Annotated in this window: 23 protein-coding genes and 1 pseudogene; 11 read left to right on the top strand and 13 right to left on the bottom strand. The window is 66.3% G+C overall.

The window, feature by feature from the left end; translation table 11 throughout:
• Positions 1-185: 185 nt before the first annotated feature.
• From RMO23_RS03850 to RMO23_RS03840, 3 genes are read right to left on the bottom strand one after another with little or no spacing between them, the layout of a single operon-like run.
• On the bottom strand, positions 186-971 hold the full coding sequence (locus RMO23_RS03850; RefSeq protein ID WP_309678779.1) for an alpha/beta hydrolase: 786 nt from the start codon (positions 969-971) through the stop codon (positions 186-188).
• A 13-nt stretch (positions 972-984) separates the two neighbouring features.
• Positions 985-2,028 (bottom strand): M14 family zinc carboxypeptidase, encoded by a 1,044-nt coding sequence (locus tag RMO23_RS03845; protein ID WP_309678778.1) that lies wholly within the window; start codon positions 2,026-2,028, stop codon positions 985-987.
• Between the two features lie 55 nt (positions 2,029-2,083).
• Complete coding sequence (locus RMO23_RS03840) at positions 2,084-2,386, bottom strand: 2Fe-2S iron-sulfur cluster-binding protein (RefSeq protein ID WP_309678777.1); 303 nt, start codon at positions 2,384-2,386, stop codon at positions 2,084-2,086.
• A gap of 196 nt (positions 2,387-2,582) precedes the next feature.
• On the opposite strand from RMO23_RS03840, the gene RMO23_RS03835 reads away from it, so the two are divergent.
• Complete coding sequence (locus RMO23_RS03835) at positions 2,583-3,104, top strand: GNAT family N-acetyltransferase (RefSeq protein WP_309678776.1); 522 nt, start codon at positions 2,583-2,585, stop codon at positions 3,102-3,104.
• A 26-nt stretch (positions 3,105-3,130) separates the two neighbouring features.
• Here the strand turns inward: RMO23_RS03835 and RMO23_RS03830 are convergent, their stop codons facing one another.
• The gene (locus RMO23_RS03830) at positions 3,131-3,358 is read right to left on the bottom strand and encodes a hypothetical protein (RefSeq protein WP_309678775.1); all 228 of its coding nucleotides are present in this window, start codon (positions 3,356-3,358) and stop codon (positions 3,131-3,133) included.
• A gap of 233 nt (positions 3,359-3,591) precedes the next feature.
• On the opposite strand from RMO23_RS03830, the gene RMO23_RS03825 reads away from it, so the two are divergent.
• The gene (locus tag RMO23_RS03825) at positions 3,592-3,936 is read left to right on the top strand and encodes a hypothetical protein (RefSeq protein ID WP_309678774.1); all 345 of its coding nucleotides are present in this window, start codon (positions 3,592-3,594) and stop codon (positions 3,934-3,936) included.
• Between the two features lie 29 nt (positions 3,937-3,965).
• Here RMO23_RS03825 and RMO23_RS03820 read toward each other — a convergent pair whose 3' ends face one another.
• Entirely contained in the window at positions 3,966-4,577 is a 612-nt protein-coding gene (locus RMO23_RS03820) for a CAP domain-containing protein (protein ID WP_309678773.1), read from the bottom strand.
• A gap of 169 nt (positions 4,578-4,746) precedes the next feature.
• Between RMO23_RS03820 and RMO23_RS03815 the strand changes: the two genes are divergently transcribed.
• Positions 4,747-5,703 (top strand): DUF808 domain-containing protein, encoded by a 957-nt coding sequence (locus RMO23_RS03815; protein WP_309678772.1) that lies wholly within the window; start codon positions 4,747-4,749, stop codon positions 5,701-5,703.
• Here the strand turns inward: RMO23_RS03815 and RMO23_RS03810 are convergent.
• On the bottom strand, positions 5,666-5,884 hold the full coding sequence (locus RMO23_RS03810; RefSeq protein WP_309678771.1) for a hypothetical protein: 219 nt from the start codon (positions 5,882-5,884) through the stop codon (positions 5,666-5,668). The two genes, RMO23_RS03815 and RMO23_RS03810, sit on opposite strands and share 38 nt — an antisense overlap.
• Positions 5,885-6,177: 293 nt before the next feature.
• Here RMO23_RS03810 and RMO23_RS03805 point away from each other — a divergent pair, with 293 nt between their 5' ends.
• Together RMO23_RS03805 and RMO23_RS03800 are read left to right on the top strand one after the other, a co-directional pair.
• The gene (locus RMO23_RS03805; RefSeq protein WP_309678770.1) at positions 6,178-7,533 is read left to right on the top strand and encodes a class I SAM-dependent methyltransferase; all 1,356 of its coding nucleotides are present in this window, start codon (positions 6,178-6,180) and stop codon (positions 7,531-7,533) included.
• 15 nt (positions 7,534-7,548) lie between these two features.
• On the top strand, positions 7,549-8,580 hold the full coding sequence (locus RMO23_RS03800) for a tRNA-dihydrouridine synthase (protein ID WP_309678769.1): 1,032 nt from the start codon (positions 7,549-7,551) through the stop codon (positions 8,578-8,580).
• A 21-nt stretch (positions 8,581-8,601) separates the two neighbouring features.
• On the opposite strand, the gene RMO23_RS03795 is transcribed toward RMO23_RS03800, so the two are convergent.
• Together RMO23_RS03795 and RMO23_RS03790 are read right to left on the bottom strand one after the other, a co-directional pair.
• Positions 8,602-9,312 (bottom strand): ProQ/FINO family protein, encoded by a 711-nt coding sequence (locus tag RMO23_RS03795; protein WP_309678768.1) that lies wholly within the window; start codon positions 9,310-9,312, stop codon positions 8,602-8,604.
• A gap of 70 nt (positions 9,313-9,382) precedes the next feature.
• Positions 9,383-9,619 (bottom strand): SlyX family protein, encoded by a 237-nt coding sequence (locus RMO23_RS03790; protein WP_309678767.1) that lies wholly within the window; start codon positions 9,617-9,619, stop codon positions 9,383-9,385.
• A 162-nt stretch (positions 9,620-9,781) separates the two neighbouring features.
• On the opposite strand from RMO23_RS03790, the gene RMO23_RS03785 reads away from it, so the two are divergent.
• Positions 9,782-10,348: an ATP-binding cassette domain-containing protein gene (locus RMO23_RS03785; protein WP_309678781.1), complete on the top strand. Its 567-nt coding sequence runs from the start codon at positions 9,782-9,784 to the stop codon at positions 10,346-10,348.
• Between the two features lie 68 nt (positions 10,349-10,416).
• Positions 10,417-10,935 carry a DUF1993 domain-containing protein gene (locus tag RMO23_RS03780; protein WP_309678766.1) on the top strand — a complete coding sequence of 173 codons (519 nt, stop codon included), beginning with the start codon at positions 10,417-10,419 and terminating at the stop codon, positions 10,933-10,935.
• Positions 10,936-11,027: 92 nt separating this feature from the next.
• On the opposite strand, the gene RMO23_RS03775 is transcribed toward RMO23_RS03780, so the two are convergent.
• On the bottom strand, positions 11,028-11,777 hold the full coding sequence (locus RMO23_RS03775; protein ID WP_309678765.1) for a hypothetical protein: 750 nt from the start codon (positions 11,775-11,777) through the stop codon (positions 11,028-11,030).
• A gap of 146 nt (positions 11,778-11,923) precedes the next feature.
• On the bottom strand, positions 11,924-12,370 hold the full coding sequence (locus RMO23_RS03770; RefSeq protein WP_309678764.1) for a DUF4864 domain-containing protein: 447 nt from the start codon (positions 12,368-12,370) through the stop codon (positions 11,924-11,926).
• A 257-nt stretch (positions 12,371-12,627) separates the two neighbouring features.
• Between RMO23_RS03770 and RMO23_RS03765 the strand changes: the two genes are divergently transcribed.
• Positions 12,628-13,299, top strand: a complete 672-nt coding sequence (locus RMO23_RS03765) for an alpha/beta hydrolase (protein WP_309678763.1) — start codon at positions 12,628-12,630, stop codon at positions 13,297-13,299.
• An 88-nt stretch (positions 13,300-13,387) separates the two neighbouring features.
• Here the strand turns inward: RMO23_RS03765 and RMO23_RS03760 are convergent, their stop codons facing one another.
• The gene (locus tag RMO23_RS03760) at positions 13,388-13,978 is read right to left on the bottom strand and encodes a hypothetical protein (protein ID WP_309678762.1); all 591 of its coding nucleotides are present in this window, start codon (positions 13,976-13,978) and stop codon (positions 13,388-13,390) included.
• A 354-nt stretch (positions 13,979-14,332) separates the two neighbouring features.
• Here RMO23_RS03760 and gshA point away from each other — a divergent pair, with 354 nt between their 5' ends.
• Complete coding sequence (gshA, locus tag RMO23_RS03755; RefSeq protein ID WP_309678761.1) at positions 14,333-15,868, top strand: glutamate--cysteine ligase; 1,536 nt, start codon at positions 14,333-14,335, stop codon at positions 15,866-15,868.
• A 58-nt stretch (positions 15,869-15,926) separates the two neighbouring features.
• Here the strand turns inward: gshA and RMO23_RS03750 are convergent, their stop codons facing one another.
• Positions 15,927-16,187 (bottom strand): hypothetical protein, encoded by a 261-nt coding sequence (locus tag RMO23_RS03750; protein WP_309678760.1) that lies wholly within the window; start codon positions 16,185-16,187, stop codon positions 15,927-15,929.
• A gap of 196 nt (positions 16,188-16,383) precedes the next feature.
• Here RMO23_RS03750 and ylqF point away from each other — a divergent pair, with 196 nt between their 5' ends.
• A complete protein-coding gene (gene ylqF, locus RMO23_RS03745; protein ID WP_309678780.1) occupies positions 16,384-17,346 on the top strand; it encodes a ribosome biogenesis GTPase YlqF in 963 nt (320 codons plus the stop codon).
• Positions 17,347-17,362: 16 nt separating this feature from the next.
• Here ylqF and RMO23_RS03740 read toward each other — a convergent pair whose 3' ends face one another.
• Positions 17,363-17,590 carry a hypothetical protein gene (locus tag RMO23_RS03740; RefSeq protein WP_309678759.1) on the bottom strand — a complete coding sequence of 76 codons (228 nt, stop codon included), beginning with the start codon at positions 17,588-17,590 and terminating at the stop codon, positions 17,363-17,365.
• Here RMO23_RS03740 and RMO23_RS03735 point away from each other — a divergent pair.
• Positions 17,589-17,888: pseudogene (locus RMO23_RS03735) on the top strand (hypothetical protein); the annotation flags it as partial. The gene RMO23_RS03740 and the pseudogene RMO23_RS03735 sit on opposite strands and share 2 nt — an antisense overlap.

Raw genomic sequence — 17,888 nt, 5'->3', positions numbered from 1 at the left:
CTCCAACGTCAATTTCTTCGGTACAGTTTGGCTTCGGCATTGCTCGCTCGCTTGATCAAGATTCGACACCTCGATTTTCGAGCATACAAGGGCAATGCCGTTCTCGTTTTACGGCCTACTACGGTGAAATATCCGGGCTAGCCCAATAAAAACACTGCTGGTTAGCTATTAAAAGTATAGCAATCTCAGGTCGAAGCCAACCAGTCCGTGAGCTGCTGGCAGACCCACTCAGGCGCGTCGTGCGGCAAATCGTGGCCGGCCCAGGGGTGTTGCCGATGGCATGCGCCCCAGGCGCCGGCCAGACGCGCGGAGCACTGCGGATGCACCAGCCGGTCGGCGGCCGACGACAGGACCAGCACCGGACAGGGCGGCGCGGCGACCGCACTGCCGAAGCACGCCGCGGCCCAGAGCTGGCGGCAGGCGTTGGTCGCGCTGACCGGCGCGCTCTGGCGAATCCGCCGCCACGCCGCCAGGTCGTCCTCGCGCGTCGCCATGCGCCTGCTGGTGAGCCGGTGAATCAGGCGTTCGGCAGCGTCGGCGTCGTGCCAGCGCGCGGCCAGCCGCAACAGCGCCAGCCAGCTGCCGGGGCGCAGCCGGTCGCTGGCGCCGCCGAAGGGCCGCATGCTGGTGTTGATCAGCACCAGCCGCGTCACCTCGCGCGGATAACGCTGGGCCCAGTCGGCCGCCACCATGCCGCCGAGCGACATCGCCAACAGGCGATAGGGCGGCGCGCAGCCCCTGGCCTGCAACTGCCGGCGCGCAAAGGCCACCATGGCCCGCACGCTGCGCGGCGAGGCTAGCCCGCGAAACTCGCCATTGCCGGGCAGGTCCAGCGCCAGCACCTGATCCCGGCGCCCATCCGGATTCGCATTCGCGTCCGTGTCCGCGCCCACGACCCGCGCCCATTGCGGCGCAAAGTCGCCCCAGTGCCGCGCCTCGCGCGTCAGACCGCGTAGCAGCACCCAGGTCATGGCGTGGCCCCGCTCATGGCGTGCGCCCGGGCCGCCAGTGCGCGGCCGCCTGTTGCTGCAGCTGGGCGCGCCGCCCGGCCTCGGGCAGCCAGCCGGGCGCGGCATAGGCGATGCGCGCCAGAAAGTCCAGCAGGTCGGCATGGCGGCGCAGCACGCGCCGGATGCGGTGCGCCTTGATCGGGTTGAAGATGCCGTGGCGTGAAAACAGCTGGCGCGGGTTTTTGCGTATCCACAACCACGAGCCCAGCTCCAGCGTCATCGGCAAAAACAGGTTGCCATCGGGCGCCTGGTCATAGGCGTGGTCCCACAGGTCGCCATGCAGCAGGTACTGCCTGCTTTGCGGTTCAAAGCGGTAGTCATGGTGCGGCATGGCTTGCTCCAGCAGGGTCTTGAGGGCAAACATCTCGGGCAGATGCGCCATCGGCCGCCGGGTTTTGGCATAGGGAAACCACAGGCTGTCGGCAAAGCCGTAACCCGAGTGGCAGTCCAGTGCCAGGCTGAAGGGCCGGCAGGCCAGCTGCTCCCGCACCACCTTGAGCACGGCCGCGCTTTCCGTTTCCATGGCCGCGCCGGGGCGGCCACAGTACCAGGGCAGCAGCGGGCTCAAGGTTTGCCCACCGGCCAGAAACGGCACCTGGCCATCGGCCCGTTGCGGCGCGTTGCGCATCAAATCCACACCGCTGGGGTTGGCCCGCGTCTGCGCCCACATGCCGCCGGGGTTGACGATGGGCATGAAGACCAGCCGGATGCGCTGCAGTTGCTGCTGCAGCAGCGTGTCCCACGCCAGTCGGAACAGCAGCCCCCGCATGTAGTGCAGGATCAACTGCGTGCCGATGCGCTCCAGGCCGTGAATGCCGCCAAAAAACCCCAGCGCCGGCGCCTGCGGGTCGCGCGAGCCGATGCTGGCGCTGTAGAGCGCAAACGTCGGGCCGGCGGTGTGGATTTCGGCCACGGTCTCAATCTCGAACTGCTCGCTGCCGGCCCGCAAAATCGCCTTGAAATCTTCGTGTTCCTCAAAGGTGGCGTCGGGGTCGGGCGTGCGGGGAAAAGCGTGCATGGCGCCATGCTGGCACGGTTATTTGACAAAACACTACATGCCGCGCGGCCTGCGCTTAAACCGGCAGCTCCAGCACCACATCCGACGCCGGATAGGCCACGCAGGGCAGGATGAAGCCCTCCTGCTTTTCCTCGGCGCTCAGGCCCGGCCAGGCGATGCGGTACAGCACCTGGCCGTTGTGCAGCAGGCAAATGCAGCTGCGGCAGGTGCCGTTGCGGCAGGAACTGGGCAACTCCAGGCCCGCGCGCTGGGCCGCTTGCAGCAGCGGCAACGCTGCGGGCGCGGCAAAGCTCGGACCGGCCGGCGCGATGCGGGCGGTGAAAACGCAATCCGAAGCAGCCGGGGTGCTGGAAGACATGGGTACAGGGGTGGCAAGGTCAGGCAAGAGGCTGGCCCGAATTTACCCCAGAGCGGCTGCCGCGCGCCCTGGCCGGTCGCGTGGCGGCGCCCCGTTGCGGGTGCCGGTGCGATTTGCGCGACAATCTTCCTCCTTTCGGGGTTTTCCCTGCTTTTCCCCGGCTGATCTTTTTCACCGACACACAAGCGATTTTTTAATGCCCAGCTACTCCGTTCGTCCCGCCACCGCCCGCGATGCCAAAGCCATTGCCGAAATCCATGTGGCCACCTGGCAAGCCGCCTACGCCGACCTGATGCCGTCGGACTTTCTGCACGGCATGACGGTGGAAAAGCGCCAGGCCTACTGGCGCGAAGCCATCGAGTTCATCGAGCCGCAGCTGCTGGTGGCCACCGAGGGCGACCAGGTCATCGGCTTTGTCGGCTTTGACCGTTCGCGCGATGCCGGCACCCGGTCCACCACGGGCGAAATCTGGGCCTTGTACGTGGCGCCCGGGCACTGGGGCCAGGGCGCCGGCCTGGCCTTGTGGGATGGCGCGCGCGAGGGCCTGAAGGAAGAGGGCTGCACCCAGGTCACGCTCTGGGTGCTGCTGCGCAACGAGCGCGCCCTGCGCTTTTGCGAGCAGGCCGCCGGCTTCAAGCGCGAAATGCCCTCGCTCAAAACCGTGGCCTTTGGCAGCGTCAAGCTCGAAGAAATCCGCCTCAAGCGCGCGGTCGACTAACAGCGTTGCCCGGCGCGCCGGGCCGTTCAGGACGGCACGTTGATCACCCGTTCATCGTCGTCGGGAATCAGCGGCGCGCCCTCGTCGGGGCTGACCGGCAGCTCCAGGCCATCGTCTTCCTGCGTGTCCTCTTCGGGTACGGGTTTTTGGCGCGGCTGCTCGCTGTCGGTGAGGTAGTAGATGCAGCTGATGTCCGTGATGACGGTGTCGTCAGCGTCTGGCATGCTGTGGGCGGGGTTGGCAAACATGACCATGGTGAAACCTCCTTCAACACTTTATGGTGACAGCTTTTGGCCGGCTGCGCAGCCTGCCAGGACAACTATTTTTGCTGTCGGCCCCTACTGACAAGCCGGCTTTACCGCAGCCGGCTGCAAACCCTCTGTTGTCCTACACGCAGGCCCCGCGGCGCCGCACAGACTGGCAAAGAGTCGCTTTTTACAATCTGGCGATTCGCTGGTTTTTGGACGAACTTTTTGAAGGAAGCATCATGGACATACCCTCCGCAGATTCGAGCAACGAAGCCTCGGCCAATGCCGTCAAGCGCGGCGTGGACAGCGCCGGTGCGGCGCTGCACGGCGGCATCGACAAGATGGCCGACCCGGCACGCAGCACGGTGGACCGGCTTTCAACGGCCGCGCATCAGACGGTGGACAAGCTGGCCAGCAATGCGGCCCAGGTCGCGGACCGTTTTTCGGACCAGACCCGGCGCCTGACCGAAGCGCCGGTGCAGGCCCTGGAGCAGTCGAAATCCTGGATTCAGGAAAGACCGCTGGAGGCGGTGGGCGCGGCGCTGGCGCTGGGCTTCATCCTGGGCCGCCTGACCTCGCGTTGAACGAGGGTGCGCGGGCGCTGCGCCGGGCCTTAGCGTGTGCGGCCCAGGTCCATGGTCCAGTAGTAGCTGTAGGTGGCGCTGTCGTTGCGCACACAGGCCACCGCTATGTCCCGGAACAGCGGCTCCATCAGGTTCTGGCAGTGGCCGGGGCTGTTGATCCAGCCCGCCATCGCGCTTTCGACGCTGCGCTGGCCGGCGGCGATGTTTTCACCGGCTGCACTGTAGTTGTAGCCCGCGGCCAATACCCGCTGCGACAGGGTTCTGCCGTCCAGGCTGGTGTGTGAAAAATAGTTGTTGCTGGCCATGTCGGCCGAATGGCCGGTGGCCGCTTTCAGTAACAGACTGTTCCAAATTAGCGGCGTGGTGGCCGGGTAGCTGGTTGCGCCGCAGACCGCGCCGGTGCTGCGCAGGGCGTTGACCCGCTGCAGCACCTCGGCCTGGATGCCGCCTGGGCTGTTGAGGCCGCAATTCGCGTCGATGCTGGCGGGACTGACGGTGGGGCTGGCAGGTACGCTGGTGGTCTGCGCGGTGGTGGCCACCGGCGCCGGCAGCGGCGCCGTCGTGCCCGAGCCGCCGTCCGAGCCGCCGCCGCAGGCGGTCAGGACCAGGGCCGTCAGGGCAAGCGTGAAGGCCGGGGACATGGCGCCAGGCCGGAGGGAAAGTCGTGGTGGAGCAGCCATGGGTCCGCTTGCAGTGATGAAGATCGGCAAATTCTGCGTTACCCTTCGCTGGCGCTGAAAATGCATTGCAAGCAAACGTTCAGCGGCTTGTGTTCAACCCGGCTTGGTCCGCCTGCTTCGGAAAAATTTCATGGCCAGCAGCCTCATTGCATTAATTGACGACATCGCCTCGGTGCTGGACGATGTGGCCCTGCTGTCCAAGGTGGCGGCCAAAAAAACCGCGGGTGTGCTGGGCGACGATCTGGCGCTCAATGCGCAGCAGGTCTCGGGCGTGCGGGCCGAGCGCGAACTGCCGGTGGTCTGGGCCGTGGCCAGGGGCTCGTTTCTCAACAAGGCGATTCTGGTGCCGGCGGCGCTGGCCATCAGCGCCTTTGCGCCCTGGGCGGTGACGCCGCTGCTGATGCTGGGCGGCGCGTTTTTGTGCTTCGAGGGCTTTGAAAAGCTGGCCCACCACTATCTGCACAGCCCCGGGGAAGAGGCGGCCCACCATGAAGCCGTGGTCCATGCGCTGGCCGACCCCACGGTTGATTTGCTGGCGCTTGAAAAAGACAAGATCAAGGGCGCGGTGCGCACCGACTTTATTCTGTCCGCCGAAATCATTGCCATCACCCTGGGCACGGTGCAGGGCAGCCCCTTCATCACCCAGGTCTCTGTGCTGGGCGGCATCGCCATTTTGATGACGATTGGCGTTTACGGTCTGGTGGGCGGCATTGTCAAGCTTGATGACGGCGGGCAATACCTCAGTGAGCGCACCGGCAGCGGTGTCTGGCTGTCCGCGCAGCGCGGCCTGGGGCGGGGTATTTTGCGGGCGGCGCCGTGGCTGATGAAGGGCCTGTCGGTGGCCGGCACCGTGGCGATGTTTCTGGTGGGCGGCGGCATTTTGACGCATGGCTTGGCGCCACTGGGCCACGCCATCGAGGCGCTGGCGCAGCGTCTGGGGGAGGTCGGCGGGGTGGTGGGCGGCCTGCTGGAGTCGTTGACGCCGCTGCTGCTGGATGGTCTGGTCGGCCTGCTGGCCGGGGCTTTGGTGCTGCTGGTCGTGACCCTGGTCAAGCGGATGGGGCGGCAGGCTCTGCCGGCCCGCTGACACCCGGCGCCGGCCCGGCCTGCATCACCGGGACGACCGGAAAAGGCCAGCGGCCTTTCTGGGCCGGCGAGGGCGGCATCGCCGCCTCGCGGGCGCGCTGCTCAATCGCCTTGCGGCTGTCACCGCTGGTCAGGGTGGGCAATGGGGGCAAGGGGTCATTGATGGCGTGGAATCGGGGCATGGGAGATCTTTCGCAGCGTGTGCCCTGAACTTAACCGGCCAGCGGGCAGCCGTCTGTAGGCAGGGGATGATGCGCGGTGTAGGAAGCGCGGCGCGCACGGGTCTGCGCGCGGGTGCGGTGCCCGGCTACAGTTGCTATAAAAACAATAGCTGCCTACGCGCGTTTTGAAAGGGCTAGCGGCCAGTTTGATGCCTTTTCCCGCGGCTGGGGCGTCTGTGCGGGGCTTTTGCGACCAGCCCACAGCCGTCCATCTGTTAAAACGGTGCACTCCCTTTTTTGTGTTTGCCCTGCTGATGCCCACTTCTTCTTCTCCTTCTTCCTCTCTTGCCGCCTCCAGTTTGCCCGGCCAGGCCGGTGTGCCGCCCGTCATTGGCTGGACCGAAGCCGGGGAAGCCCGCACGGCGCGCTGGCGCTCGGAGCGCGGCGCGCCGGCACCCAGGCGCGTGGTGCTGGCCGACGACAGCATGGCGGCCGACACGGCTTACCGGCTGGCCTGCGAGGGCACCGGCCTGCTCTGGCGCGGCGACTTTCAGAATGCGCGCCACCTGCTGCAGGCGCTGGCGCGGCGCGCCGACAAGCCGCCCAAACCCAAACGCGACAAACGCCACAAGGCCGGCGCCCCAAGTGTTGAGGCCGCCGCCCCGGCACCGGTTTTCCCGCAAGCCTTTCACCTGCATCGCCAGGCCCAGGCGCAGCGCGCGCGCGTGCTGGGCATGGTGCTGATTCCGTTTGACGCGGATTACGGCATCCCGCTGCGCCGGGCGCCCGACGCCAAAAAAGCCTGCGCCGAAGCCTGGGGAATTGCGGCCCCCACGCTTGTCGCTTCGCGTACTGCGCTGCCCCCCGAGGAGGCTGTCCCGCCTAAGGGCGGCCTGTCGGCGGGACTTGCTTCCACATCAAATCGCGCCCCTATCGCTTCGGTCGCGTCGCTGCGCGAGTTGATGGGCCTCATCAGCGCCCACGAGTGGCGCCGCAAGGGGGTTGCCATCGCGGCGCTGGGTGAAGACGGGCCGCACAACCGCGTCCATCCGCATTACGGTGTTTTTTCGCCGGTGCGCGGCGAATACATCGCGCTGGTGGCTCAGGTGCCCGTGCCCGAAGGCACCGCAGACCTGGTCGCTTTTGACATCGGCACCGGCACCGGCGTGCTGGCCGCCGTGCTGGCCCTGCGCAGCGGCGTGCAGCGGGTGGTGGCGACCGACCTGGATGCGCGCGCGCTGGCCTGCGCGCGCGACAACCTCAAACGGCTTGGTTTTCCGCAGGTCGAAGTGCGCGAAGCCAATCTTTTCCCCGAGGGCAAGGCCAACATCATCGTCTGCAACCCGCCGTGGCTGCCGGCGCGCCCCGCATCGCCGATTGAGCAGGCGGTGTACGACGAAGACAGCCGCATGCTGCTGGGCTTCCTGAATGGCCTGGCGGCGCACCTGGCGCCGGGCGGCGAGGGCTGGCTGATTCTGTCGGACCTGGCCGAGCACCTGGGCCTGCGCAGCCGCACCGAACTGCTGGCCGCCATCGCGGGCGCCGGGCTGAAGGTGCTGGACCGCATGGACGCCACGCCGCAGCACCCGAAGGCGAGCGACCCCACCGACCCGCTGCACGCCGCCCGCGCCGCCGAAGTCACCTCGCTCTGGCGCCTGGCCGCTGCCTGAAGACCTGTCCGCGCCATGACGATTTTGCTGGCGCCCATGGAAGGCCTGCTCGACTTCGTGCTGCGCGACGTGCTGACGCGGGTGGGCGGCATAGACCGCTGCGTCTCCGAATTCATCCGCATCACCGACCAGCTGCTGCCCGAGCGCGTGTTCACCCGCATCGTGCCCGAGCTGCACAACGGCGGCCGCACCTTGGCCGGGGTGCCGGTGCGCGCGCAGCTGCTGGGCTCGGACCCGGTTTGCCTGGCCGAAAACGCCGCGCGACTGGCCGCGCTGGGGCCGGCCGGCATTGACCTGAACTTCGGCTGCCCGGCGGCGGTGGTCAATCGCCACGGTGGCGGCGCCGCCTTGCTGAACGAGCCCGAAACCATTGCCGCCATCGTCCGCGCCGTGCGCCGCGCGGTGCCCGCGCACATGCCGGTGTCGGCCAAGATGCGGCTGGGTTACAGCGATGATTCGCGGGCGCTGGAGTGCGCACTGGCGATTGCCGAAAACGGCGCCGACGAGCTGGTGGTGCATGCCCGCACCAAGGCCCAGGCCTACCGGCCACCGGCCTACTGGGAGCGCATAGCCGACCTGCGCGCGGTCGTCAGGATTCCGCTGGTGGCCAACGGCGAAATCTGGACCGTGGACGACGCGCGCCGCTGCCGCGAAGCCTCGGGCTGCGACATGCTGATGATTGGCCGTGGCGCCGTGGCCGACCCCGGCCTGGGGCTGGCGATCAAGGCTTCAATGAACGGGGCAGCGCTGCTTCCTTCTGCGGCGGCGGGCATGGTCTGGCCGCAGCTGGTGCCGCTGCTGGCCGACTTCTGGCACATCGTCTGCACCCGGCTTGATGCCCGCTCGCGCGCCGGCCGGCTCAAGCAGTGGCTCAATTTTTTGCGCCGCCGCTTCCCCGAGGCCGAGGCTGCCTACCAGCTGCTCAAGACCATCAATGACCCGCTGCTGATTGATGAATGGCTGGCGGGGCTGGTGCAGTCGCTGCAAGTGGCCCGGGCCGAAGGCGTGGCGCCGCGCCTGCAGCCGCAATGCGACATGGCGCACTGAGCCTGTAGCGGCGCCGGGGGCTCAGGCCTGCGGGTTGGCGGGCCTGGCAGCAGCCGCGCCCAGCCGGCGTTTTCTGTCCAGTGCCGCCATCACGTCGCGCTGCGCCAGGCCGTACATGTCGGTGAACTCTTCCAGCGTTTTGCCGCTGCCTTCAAAGGCCTTGAGCAGGGCCTCCTGGCGCGCCAGCTTTTCAGCCTGCTCGGCCAGGGCTTCCTCGAGCAGGGCGGTGGCGTCGGCGTCGTTGGTCTGCACCCGCGCCTGGTAGTCCTGGCGCGACAGGCCCGAGGCCTCGAACGCGGCGATCAACTGGGCGCGAAACTTGGGCCGCAGGTCTTCGCGCGCACGCGCCTGGCGGCGCCGAAACAGTTCGAGCAGCGCCAGGTAGACATGCTCGGGCGCCACGTTTTCCACCGCCGCACCCTGCAGGTCATGGCGCGGCTTGCCCGCCGCCACGCATTGCAGGTAGCGGGTCGAACGGGTGTGCACGCTGAGCGCCAGCTTGAGGCTGTCGCGCTGAAAATGCTCGGGCTGGCTGGCCAGCAGGTCCTGAAAAATCCCGAGCTTGAGCGGCAGGAAGTTTGCGCCAAACAGCTGCGGATAGAGTTCAAACAGCTTTTCCAGCACCGGCTGGGCCGCTTGCGCGCGGCCCGGCCGCTTGGCCGGATCACGGGGGGGCGCAGACGTGTTGGTGGCGTCGGTGGTTGCAGGAGCTTCGGTAGGAATGTCGGTCATGGGCTTTTAACGTGAGGTCAACCCGTGATTGTCAACCAATTGGGCCGCGGACCCGCGCGGCTCGCGTCTATCAGTAGTGCGGCGGCAGGTCATCGCGCAGGCTGCGGGGCTCGCCGGTGTCCGGTGCCGGGCTGCGCTCCCTCAGGTCGGCGACCTCACGCAGCAGGCTGTCAATTTGCTGCTGCTGACGGATGATGACCTGGTCCAGCCGTTCCAGCAGGTCTTCGGCGAAGCTGGCCTTGATTTCCAGATCGATCAGGCGTTGCTCGGTGTCGGTCGGTGGGTGCGGGTGTTGCGGGTGTGGCATGCGCCTATTGGACATGAATCCGGAATGAAAGTCTGGACCGTGTTTCTACAATACCCACTCTACCTCCATTGAAAAGAGGGTCACCCCATCAAACCTGCCGTCGTCACCCATCCCGTCGTTTTACAGGTCCAGGGGCTGGGCTTTCGTTACCCGCAACGTGAGCTGTTTGCCGGCTGGTCAGCGCGCATCCCGCCCGGCGTCACGCTGCTGCGCGGCGGCGATGGGCGCGGCAAGACCACGCTGCTGCGTCTGCTGGCGGGCGACTTGCCGGCCGATGCCGGCCAGTTGCAGATCAGGGGCATCTCGCTGGCCGACCAGCCCTTGGCCTACCGGCAGCAGGTGTTCTGGGCCGACCCGCGTTCGCAAGCCTTTGACCAGCTGACCGCGCTGGAATATTTCAAGTCGCTGCCGGAGCTTTATCCCCGGTTTGACTCTCAGGGCCTGGCCGAACTGGTGAGGGGCCTGATGCTGGCGCCGCACCTGGACAAGCCGCTCTACATGCTGTCGAGTGGTTCCAAACGCAAGGTCTGGCTGGCCGCTGCCCTCGCGTCGGGCGCCGCCGTGACGCTGCTGGACGAGCCATTTGCCGCGCTCGACAAGGCGTCCATCGGCTTTGTCATCGAGCGCCTGCAGGACGCGTCGGAACACACGCAGCGCGCCTGGGTATTGGCCCACCACGAAGCGCCAGCCGGCTTGCCGCTGGCAGCTACCCTCGATTTGGGCGACTGACACCGTTCCGAAGCGTCCGCCACCGAACCCGGCGAGAATCCTTCCATCAACCTTTATCGAAAGAAATCATGACCAGCGCCAATTCATTCATCTACACCAGCTCCGTCCCGGTTTTCAAGCAGATGCTGGGCGGCCTCCAGGAGGTTTTGCGCAAGGCCGAAGCCCATGCCGCCGCCAAAAAGATCGACCCCAACGCGTTGCTGCAGGCGCGCCTGTTTCCCGACATGTTTGCGCTGCTGCGCCAGGTGCAGGTGGCCAGCGATTTCGCCAAAAGCGTGTCGGCCCGGCTGGCGGGCGTCGAGGTGCCCAAGCTGGACGACAGCGAGCAGACCTTTGCCGAGCTGCAGGCGCGCATTGCCACGGTGCTGGCCTTCATCGAAGGGCTGGACGCGGCTCAGTTTGAGCAAGCCGCCACGCGCGAAATCGTCACCCAGGCCGGAACGCCCAAGGAAAAGCGTTTTACCGGCCAGTCTTACCTGCTCAACTATGGCCTGCCGCATTTCTTTTTTCACACCACCACGGCTTACGCCATCCTGCGCCACAACGGTGTCGAGGTGGGCAAGAAGGATTACCTCGGCGCTTATTGAGCCGGCCCCCGGCGCTGGACGGGGCAAGAAAAAGGCCGCCAGAATCTTGAGTCTGGCGGCCGCTTGATACGCGGGCTAGCGTTGAGGCCGACCTATTTATGACCGCCGCCGTTGCCGCCGCCATTACCACCGCCACCATTGCCGCCGCCACCACCGCCGTTACCGCTACTGGCGTTGCCGCCTTTCCCGTGGCTACCGGCATCATTGCTGGAGGCAAGCCCTTGGCCTGCATGATCCGCTCTGGCCATGCTTTCCGTTTTGCCCGAGTGCTCAGACTTCCTGGCGCTCCTGTCGTCTTTGTCGCCTTTTTCGGGATGCGAGGCGCTGACGAGGGAGCCGAGCGTGACGCCCATGCCTTTGGCGATTTTCCCCCAGCCCATGCCCTCTGCCCTTTGCGAAAGCACACCGGCCAGGGTGACGGTTCCGCTTGCCGTGGTGATCTTGCCGCCGTTCAGCGCCGCCGCAAGTTGCGCCGGCGTGGGGTTGGTGATGCCTTCCCTGGCGAGGCTGGCCTTGGCCAGCGAGAGCGCGATGTTGATGTTGCCATAGCCCATCTTGCCGCTGGCCGGCGAAAAGCTGGCGGCGGGCGCGCCTGCGTTGGGGCCCGTCGCGCTGGGCGCCAGCGTGATGCTTGACCCGGTGCGCAGCCCGCTGACCAGCGACTGGGCGTTGGCCTGCGAACCGGCGAAGCCGCTGTAGCGGGCCGTGAGCCGGTCGCCCTGCGGGTTGCTGGTGCTGGAGGGGGTGGTGGCAGTAGTCGCCGCCTGCGCTCCGGCCGGTCCGCCGCCCAGCAGGACAAGGCCGGCGGTGCCGAAAGCGACAAGGGTTTTCTTCAAAAGCATGGCATGACCTGACTTGAAATGTACACAGCTGCGGATTGCAGGATTGGTGCATCCCCATCTTAGGGGCGCAAGTCGTCCGGTGCGACTGTGCAGCCAGCCTGTTTCAAATTGACACCTTTGAAGAGGCCGGCAAGACGCTTGCAGGCTCAGGCCATGCGCCCCTTGTTGGCCAGCACGGCGCAACCGGTGATGCGCCAGGATTTGTTTTTCTGGCGCTGCAGGCTGTACACCGCCAGCCACGATTCGCCGCTGGCGTCCAGCATCTGCACCCGCTGCACCGCCTGGTCGTTCTGGCCCTCGGGCTTGAGAAAGGCCAGCGAGGCTGGCCGGTACACCACCGGGTAGCTGCGCCGCACCATGGCCAGAAAGCTGCTGGCCGAGCCGACCGCTTCGCGCACATTGGGTGCCGCGAACGAAAACGCCTTGTCGGCATCGTCCCTGGCAAACGCCGTCAGCTGCGCCTGCACCACGACGCGCACGGCTTTTTCGTCGGCGGGGCTCAAGGCTGCTGCCTGGGCCAGGCTGGAAACGGTCAGCAATGCCAGCACGCCCAAGACCAGCAGGGCAGCCAGACGGGCAAGACTTTTTTTCATGGCAATGCCTCCTTGGGTTGTCGTCAGCGAATGGTTCATTCCATCATGCGACCAATGGCAGGGTGCCGCAAGCTGTTTTGAAGGTACGCCGGCGGCGGCGCGCTGGATGTCTTGCGGCGGCGTCCTGCCCGCGTACCCGCCAGCGGTGGGCGGGCGCTGGCGGTCCGCTGCGCTGGGCCGGGGCTACTAGAATCCGGCTTGTCCCGTTTGGCCAGGCTGCGGCCCTGGGCGCCCCATTTCACTCTACGGTAAACCCCATGTCCCTTGAAGTCATTGAAGCCCAGACCGGCGACCAGCCGCTTGCCACCATCATCATCCTGCACGGCCTGGGCGCGGACGGGCGCGATTTTCTGCCGATTGCCGAGCAGCTGGATTTGTCCAGCGTCGGCCCGGTGCGCTATCTGTTTCCGAGCGCGCCCAGCATTGCCGTCACCATCAATGGCGGCTTTGTCATGCCGGCCTGGTACGACATTCTGGGCGCGGATCTGGCGCGGCACGAGGACGAGGCCGGGCTGCGCCACTCGCAGGCGGCGATAGAAGCGCTGATTGCGCACGAAAAATCGCGCGGCATGCCGGCCCACCGCATCGTGGTGGCGGGCTTTTCACAGGGTTGCGCGATGGCGCTGATGGTGGGGCTGCGCCATAGCGAGCGGCTGGCCGGCATTGTCGGCATGTCGGGCTACCTGCCGCTGGCCGGCATGACCGCCGCCGAACGCAGCGCCGCCAGCCAGCCGGTGCCGGTGTTTCTGGCCCATGGCAGCCGCGACGGCGTGGTGGTGCTGCCGCGCGCCACCGCCTCGCGCGATGCGCTGACGGCGCTGGGCTACGAGGTGGAATGGCACGAGTACCTGATGGAGCACTCGGTCTGCCAGGAAGAGATTGCCGACCTGCAGCGCTGGCTTAACCGCGTGCTGGCCCCTGGGCAGTAAAAATGGCTGTAGCCCTGGTGTAACGGGCGCATTCAGCTATAAAAAATATAGCTGAATGAGCTGGAACCGCTGAACCCGCCGAAATCTCCTAGAGGGAAATCGGCTGGGTCTTCTCGTAGCCGACCGGCTCGTGGCCGCCGCTTTCCCGGTTGGCGAGTTCCTGGTCGCGAATGCGGAACAGGCGCTCCAGGTCCTTGCTGGCATCGTTGTCATGCTCAGCCTCGCTGCCCAGGCCATGATGGCCAGGCGCATCCTGCCAGAACGCCTTGTCGGGCAAGGTGGTGTAGGGGCAGTCGTCGTCCATTTCGAGTTGCCATGAAATGCCGTGCAGCCAGCTGCTGGCGTTGGGCTCATAGCGGGCAATGTCGGCCCGCAGCGCATTTTGAAACGCCAGCGCGTAAGTCATCAGGCGCTGATCCCAATGCCGAATGACCAGCCGCGCATACAGGCCGGTGCCGCGGCTGGTGCTGGACACCACCAGCATCTGGCACTCAATCCACTCGGACGGTATGCCGTGGCGGCGCAGCACATCGCGCATCAGCACCTGCACCAGCTGGCGGCGCATGGCGTTGTCCGAGCCATCTTCAATCGTGGGGGGATTGTCAAGGCTGCTGGCGGGCAGCTTGCTGGCGGGCGCACTGCGGCTGGCGCCAAACAGTTTTTGTAACATTTTGTTCATTTGTTTGATTTCCCCTCGTGAAGCAAAAGCCTGGTCCGTTGGGGCTCCGGGGCCTGCGGCTGCAGACAAGGGAGCTGGATACTTTGTTACTAGTTGTTTGCGAATCGTCGCTGAGCCGGCCCGGCAAGTCAAGCCGCTTGCACTCCGGCGCCCTCAAAAACTGCCTGAGCCGTGCATTCGGACGCATATCGTGGGTTTTTCGACGCACACTTGGCGCATGGCGCGAACCGCGCGCCAGTGCTGGCGCGGTCCGCAGATTCCCGCAGGCCGTGCAGGCAAGGGGCGGGCGGTCTGCGCAAAGCGCGGGCGTGTGATAACTTCCACGCCAATCGAAGCATCCAGGTACATAACAACATGAACACATTGCAGGACCGCCTGAAAGCGCTGAGCCCGGCCCAGCTGCAGGGCATGCGCCGCGGCATTGAAAAAGAAAGCCTGCGCGCCCAGCCCGGTGGCGGCCTGGCGCTGACACCGCACCCGGCCGCGCTGGGCTCGGCGCTGACGCACCCCAGCATCACCACCGACTTCAGCGAGTCGCAGGTTGAGCTGGTCACCGGCGCGCACCAGGGTGTCGAGGCCGCGCTGCAGGAGCTGACACAGATCCACCAGTTCACCTACCGCGCCATGCAGGACATTGGCGACGAGATGCTGTGGGTGTCGAGCATGCCCTGCGGCCTGCCGACCGACGAGACGATTCCGATCGCGCGCTTTGGCGCATCAAACGTCGGGCGCGCCAAGAGCGTCTACCGCATGGGCCTGTCGCACCGCTATGGCCGGCGCATGCAGACCATCTCGGGCATTCACTACAACTGGTCCCTGCCGGGCCTGAGCAACGAGCAGTACTTTGCGCTGATCCGCAACTTCCGGCGCCAGGCGTTCTTGCTGCTGTACCTGTTTGGCGCCTCGCCGGCCGTGTGTTCCAGCTTTGTGGCGGGCCGCCCGCACGAGTTGCAGGCGCTGGGCGAGCACACCATGTACATGCCGCATGGCACCTCGCTGCGCATGGGGCGGCTGGGCTACCAGAGCGATGCGCAGGCCTCGCTGGCCGTCAGCTACAACAGCCTGGAGGGCTACGGCGCCTCGCTGCAGGACGCGCTGACCCGGCCTTACCCGGCCTATGAGGCGGTCGGCATCCGCAACCCCGGCGGCGACTACAACCAGCTGGCCACCACCTTGCTGCAGATTGAAAACGAGTTTTACGGCACGATCCGGCCCAAGCGCGTGATCTTTCCGGGCGAGCGGCCGCTGCATGCGCTGCGTGAGCGCGGCGTTGAATACATCGAAGTGCGGCTGATGGACCTGGACCCGTTTGTGCCGGTCGGCATCACGGCGCCCACCATGCGCTTTCTCGATGTGTTTTTGCTGCACTGCCTGCTGTCTGACAGCCCACCCGACACGCCCGGGGAGATTGCCGAACTCAAGCACAACCAGCACCACACGGCGGCCCGGGGCCGCGAGCCCGGTCTGCGGCTCAAGCGCGCCGGCGCCGAGGTCAGCCTGACCGACTGGGGCGGCGAAGTGGTGGCCGCCTGCGCGCCGATTGCCGCCGCGCTGGACGCCGCGCACGGCACGGCGCAGTACAGCCAGGCGCTGGACGCCGCCCGCGCCGCGCTGGCCAACCCGGACAGCCTGCCGTCTGCCCGCGTGCTGGCCAGCATGGCGCAGGACTTTGCCAACTCCTTCGTGCGGTTTGCGCGCGCCCAGTCGCTCAAGACCCAGGCCGCCCTGCGCGGTCTGCCTTTGTCTGAAGAGCAGCAGGCGCGCTTTACCGAGCTGAGCCGGCAGTCGATCGCCGAGCAAAAGCAGATCGAGGCCTCGGACTCGATGCCGTTCGAGGTGTATCGCGAGCAGTACGTGTCGGCGCAGCGCCTCGGGGTGCCCGGTCGCTGACAAAAAATGGCTTTAGCCCAGGCGAAACGGGCGTGTACAGCTATTTAATTGATAGCACTCAGGATCGGGAGTCGCTTTGCCCCGCGATGCGCCGCCAGGCATAGACGCCGATAAACGCGCAGCCCAGCACCAGCGCAAACCAGCCGACCAGTGCCGATTGGGCGACGATGCCCTGCATGCCGGGCGAGGTGATGAAGTAGGGCGACAGCAGCACGCCCAGGCCAATCAGGGCGCACAGAATGCCCTTGAACAGCAGTTCGCTGTTGGCTTTGCTATTGGCCTTGCTGGGCTGGCGGGTGGGGGCAGAGGGTAGGGGCATGGTTTGATCGGGTGGGTGCGGGCCGCCGTGAACAGCGGTGGGCCGGGCGGCCTTGCGGGGTGCTGGCCTGGGCTGATTTTCCTCCATTGTCCGAAGCGGCGACAATTCTCCCATTCGCGCCGGCCCCACCGCGCCTCCGCAGCCGCCCCGCATGGCGCCGCCGCACCCCGATAAAAAAGTCCAGAAAGAGCAGCCCATGGCGATTCAGTGGTTCCCCGGTCACATGCATTTGACCAAGAAAGCGATCAGCGAGCGCATCAAGGAAATTGATGTGGTGATCGAGTTGCTGGACGCGCGCCTGCCCGGCTCGAGCGCCAACCCGATGCTGGCCGATCTGACCAGCGCCCGGCCGGCGCTCAAAGTTTTGAACAAGCAGGACCTGGCCGACCCGGCCCGCACCGCGCTGTGGCTGGCGTATTACAACAGCCTGCCCGCCACCCGGGCGATAGAACTCGACGCCAGCGAAACCGCGCCGGCGCGCCGGCTGATCCAGGCCTGCCGCGAGCTGGCGCCGCTGCGCGGCGGCATGGTCAAGCCGATGCGGGTGCTGATTTGCGGCATTCCCAACGTCGGCAAGTCCACCCTGATCAACACCCTGACCGGCAAGCGCGCCACCAAAACCGGCGACGAGGCCGGCATCACCAAGCTGGAGCAGCGCATCTCGCTGGCCGACGACTTTTACCTGTATGACACGCCGGGCATGCTGTGGCCGCGCATCATCGTGACCAAGAGCGGCTACAACCTGGCCGCCAGCGGCGCCATTGGCCGCAATGCCTTCAACGAGGAAGAAGTGGCGCTGGAACTGCTCGACTACCTGATCAAGGACTACCCCGAGGCGCTGGTGGCGCGCTACAAGGTCGAGGTGCCGGCCGGCATCAGCGATGAACAGATGCTGGAAGAAATTGGCCGCAAGCGCGGCGCCGTGTTGACCAAGGGCCGCATCAATCTGCAAAAGGCCGCGGAAATCGTGATTCACGAGTTTCGCGCCTGCGCGCTGGGTCGCATCACGCTGGAAACACCCGACGAGTTTGCCCAGTGGCTGGCCGCCGGGCAGTTGCTCGACGCCGAGCGCCAGGTGAAAAAAGACAAGATTGAAACCGACCGCCTGATCCGCTTCAAGAAGATTCCGCGGCCCGACAAGCCGCGCGACGCCGGCTGAATTGCGCATTTAGGGGTCAAACCGGGCTCTGGTCCATACGGAATATGCGCATTCTGCTATCAAAATGATAGTATCCTGCGTTCTCGCTCTGTCGTTCCGTATCCCGCCACGGCTGATCAATGCGGCCCGCCCTGAGCCTGGCACCCAAAATCCGGAACGCCAGCGCCCGGCCATCCATCCAATGGGCAGGAACAGCGGTGACTGTTCCTGCCATCCGCCCCAGCCGGATAAAGGATTCGATCATGCCCATGCCAATGCACACCCGCAGCCTTGTCGGCCCAGCCCTTTTGATGACCGCCGTCCTGCTGGCGGCATGCGGCGGCTCCTCGGACAGCGCGCCGCCCGACCCCGCCGCCGCCGCACAGGCCGCCCTGGTGGTGCAGGGCCAGCAGATCTTTCGCTTCGACACCTTTGGCGACGAGGCCAAGTGGACCGACACCCTGCGCCTGCATGAGGTCATCAGCAGCAACGTCTCGCCGGCGCTGGCGCTGGCGGTCGGGCTGAAGGTCGATGCCGAGGCGCTGCCGCTGGCCGTGGTGCAG

It is taken from the genome of Polaromonas sp. (genome assembly GCF_031411155.1).
In the GTDB taxonomy this organism is placed as follows: Bacteria; Pseudomonadota; Gammaproteobacteria; order Burkholderiales; family Burkholderiaceae_C; genus Polaromonas.
This window is presented reverse-complemented; position numbering and strand designations above follow the sequence as displayed.

Bases quoted from the DNA above. Each gene is read 5' to 3' on its own strand.
- RMO23_RS03850 (WP_309678779.1), bottom strand. From the start codon at position 971: ATGACCTGGGTGCTGCTACGCGGTCTGACGCGCGAGGCGCGGCACTGG.
- RMO23_RS03845 (WP_309678778.1), bottom strand. From the start codon at position 2,028: ATGCACGCTTTTCCCCGCACGCCCGACCCCGACGCCACCTTTGAGGAA.
- RMO23_RS03840 (WP_309678777.1), bottom strand. From the start codon at position 2,386: ATGTCTTCCAGCACCCCGGCTGCTTCGGATTGCGTTTTCACCGCCCGC.
- RMO23_RS03835 (WP_309678776.1), top strand. From the start codon at position 2,583: ATGCCCAGCTACTCCGTTCGTCCCGCCACCGCCCGCGATGCCAAAGCC.
- RMO23_RS03830 (WP_309678775.1), bottom strand. From the start codon at position 3,358: ATGGTCATGTTTGCCAACCCCGCCCACAGCATGCCAGACGCTGACGAC.
- RMO23_RS03825 (WP_309678774.1), top strand. From the start codon at position 3,592: ATGGACATACCCTCCGCAGATTCGAGCAACGAAGCCTCGGCCAATGCC.
- RMO23_RS03820 (WP_309678773.1), bottom strand. From the start codon at position 4,577: ATGTCCCCGGCCTTCACGCTTGCCCTGACGGCCCTGGTCCTGACCGCC.
- RMO23_RS03815 (WP_309678772.1), top strand. From the start codon at position 4,747: ATGGCCAGCAGCCTCATTGCATTAATTGACGACATCGCCTCGGTGCTG.
- RMO23_RS03810 (WP_309678771.1), bottom strand. From the start codon at position 5,884: ATGCCCCGATTCCACGCCATCAATGACCCCTTGCCCCCATTGCCCACC.
- RMO23_RS03805 (WP_309678770.1), top strand. From the start codon at position 6,178: ATGCCCACTTCTTCTTCTCCTTCTTCCTCTCTTGCCGCCTCCAGTTTG.
- RMO23_RS03800 (WP_309678769.1), top strand. From the start codon at position 7,549: ATGACGATTTTGCTGGCGCCCATGGAAGGCCTGCTCGACTTCGTGCTG.
- RMO23_RS03795 (WP_309678768.1), bottom strand. From the start codon at position 9,312: ATGACCGACATTCCTACCGAAGCTCCTGCAACCACCGACGCCACCAAC.
- RMO23_RS03790 (WP_309678767.1), bottom strand. From the start codon at position 9,619: ATGCCACACCCGCAACACCCGCACCCACCGACCGACACCGAGCAACGC.
- RMO23_RS03780 (WP_309678766.1), top strand. From the start codon at position 10,417: ATGACCAGCGCCAATTCATTCATCTACACCAGCTCCGTCCCGGTTTTC.
- RMO23_RS03775 (WP_309678765.1), bottom strand. From the start codon at position 11,777: ATGCTTTTGAAGAAAACCCTTGTCGCTTTCGGCACCGCCGGCCTTGTC.
- RMO23_RS03770 (WP_309678764.1), bottom strand. From the start codon at position 12,370: ATGAAAAAAAGTCTTGCCCGTCTGGCTGCCCTGCTGGTCTTGGGCGTG.
- RMO23_RS03765 (WP_309678763.1), top strand. From the start codon at position 12,628: ATGTCCCTTGAAGTCATTGAAGCCCAGACCGGCGACCAGCCGCTTGCC.
- RMO23_RS03760 (WP_309678762.1), bottom strand. From the start codon at position 13,978: ATGAACAAAATGTTACAAAAACTGTTTGGCGCCAGCCGCAGTGCGCCC.
- gshA (WP_309678761.1), top strand. From the start codon at position 14,333: ATGAACACATTGCAGGACCGCCTGAAAGCGCTGAGCCCGGCCCAGCTG.
- RMO23_RS03750 (WP_309678760.1), bottom strand. From the start codon at position 16,187: ATGCCCCTACCCTCTGCCCCCACCCGCCAGCCCAGCAAGGCCAATAGC.
- ylqF (WP_309678780.1), top strand. From the start codon at position 16,384: ATGGCGATTCAGTGGTTCCCCGGTCACATGCATTTGACCAAGAAAGCG.
- RMO23_RS03740 (WP_309678759.1), bottom strand. From the start codon at position 17,590: ATGATCGAATCCTTTATCCGGCTGGGGCGGATGGCAGGAACAGTCACC.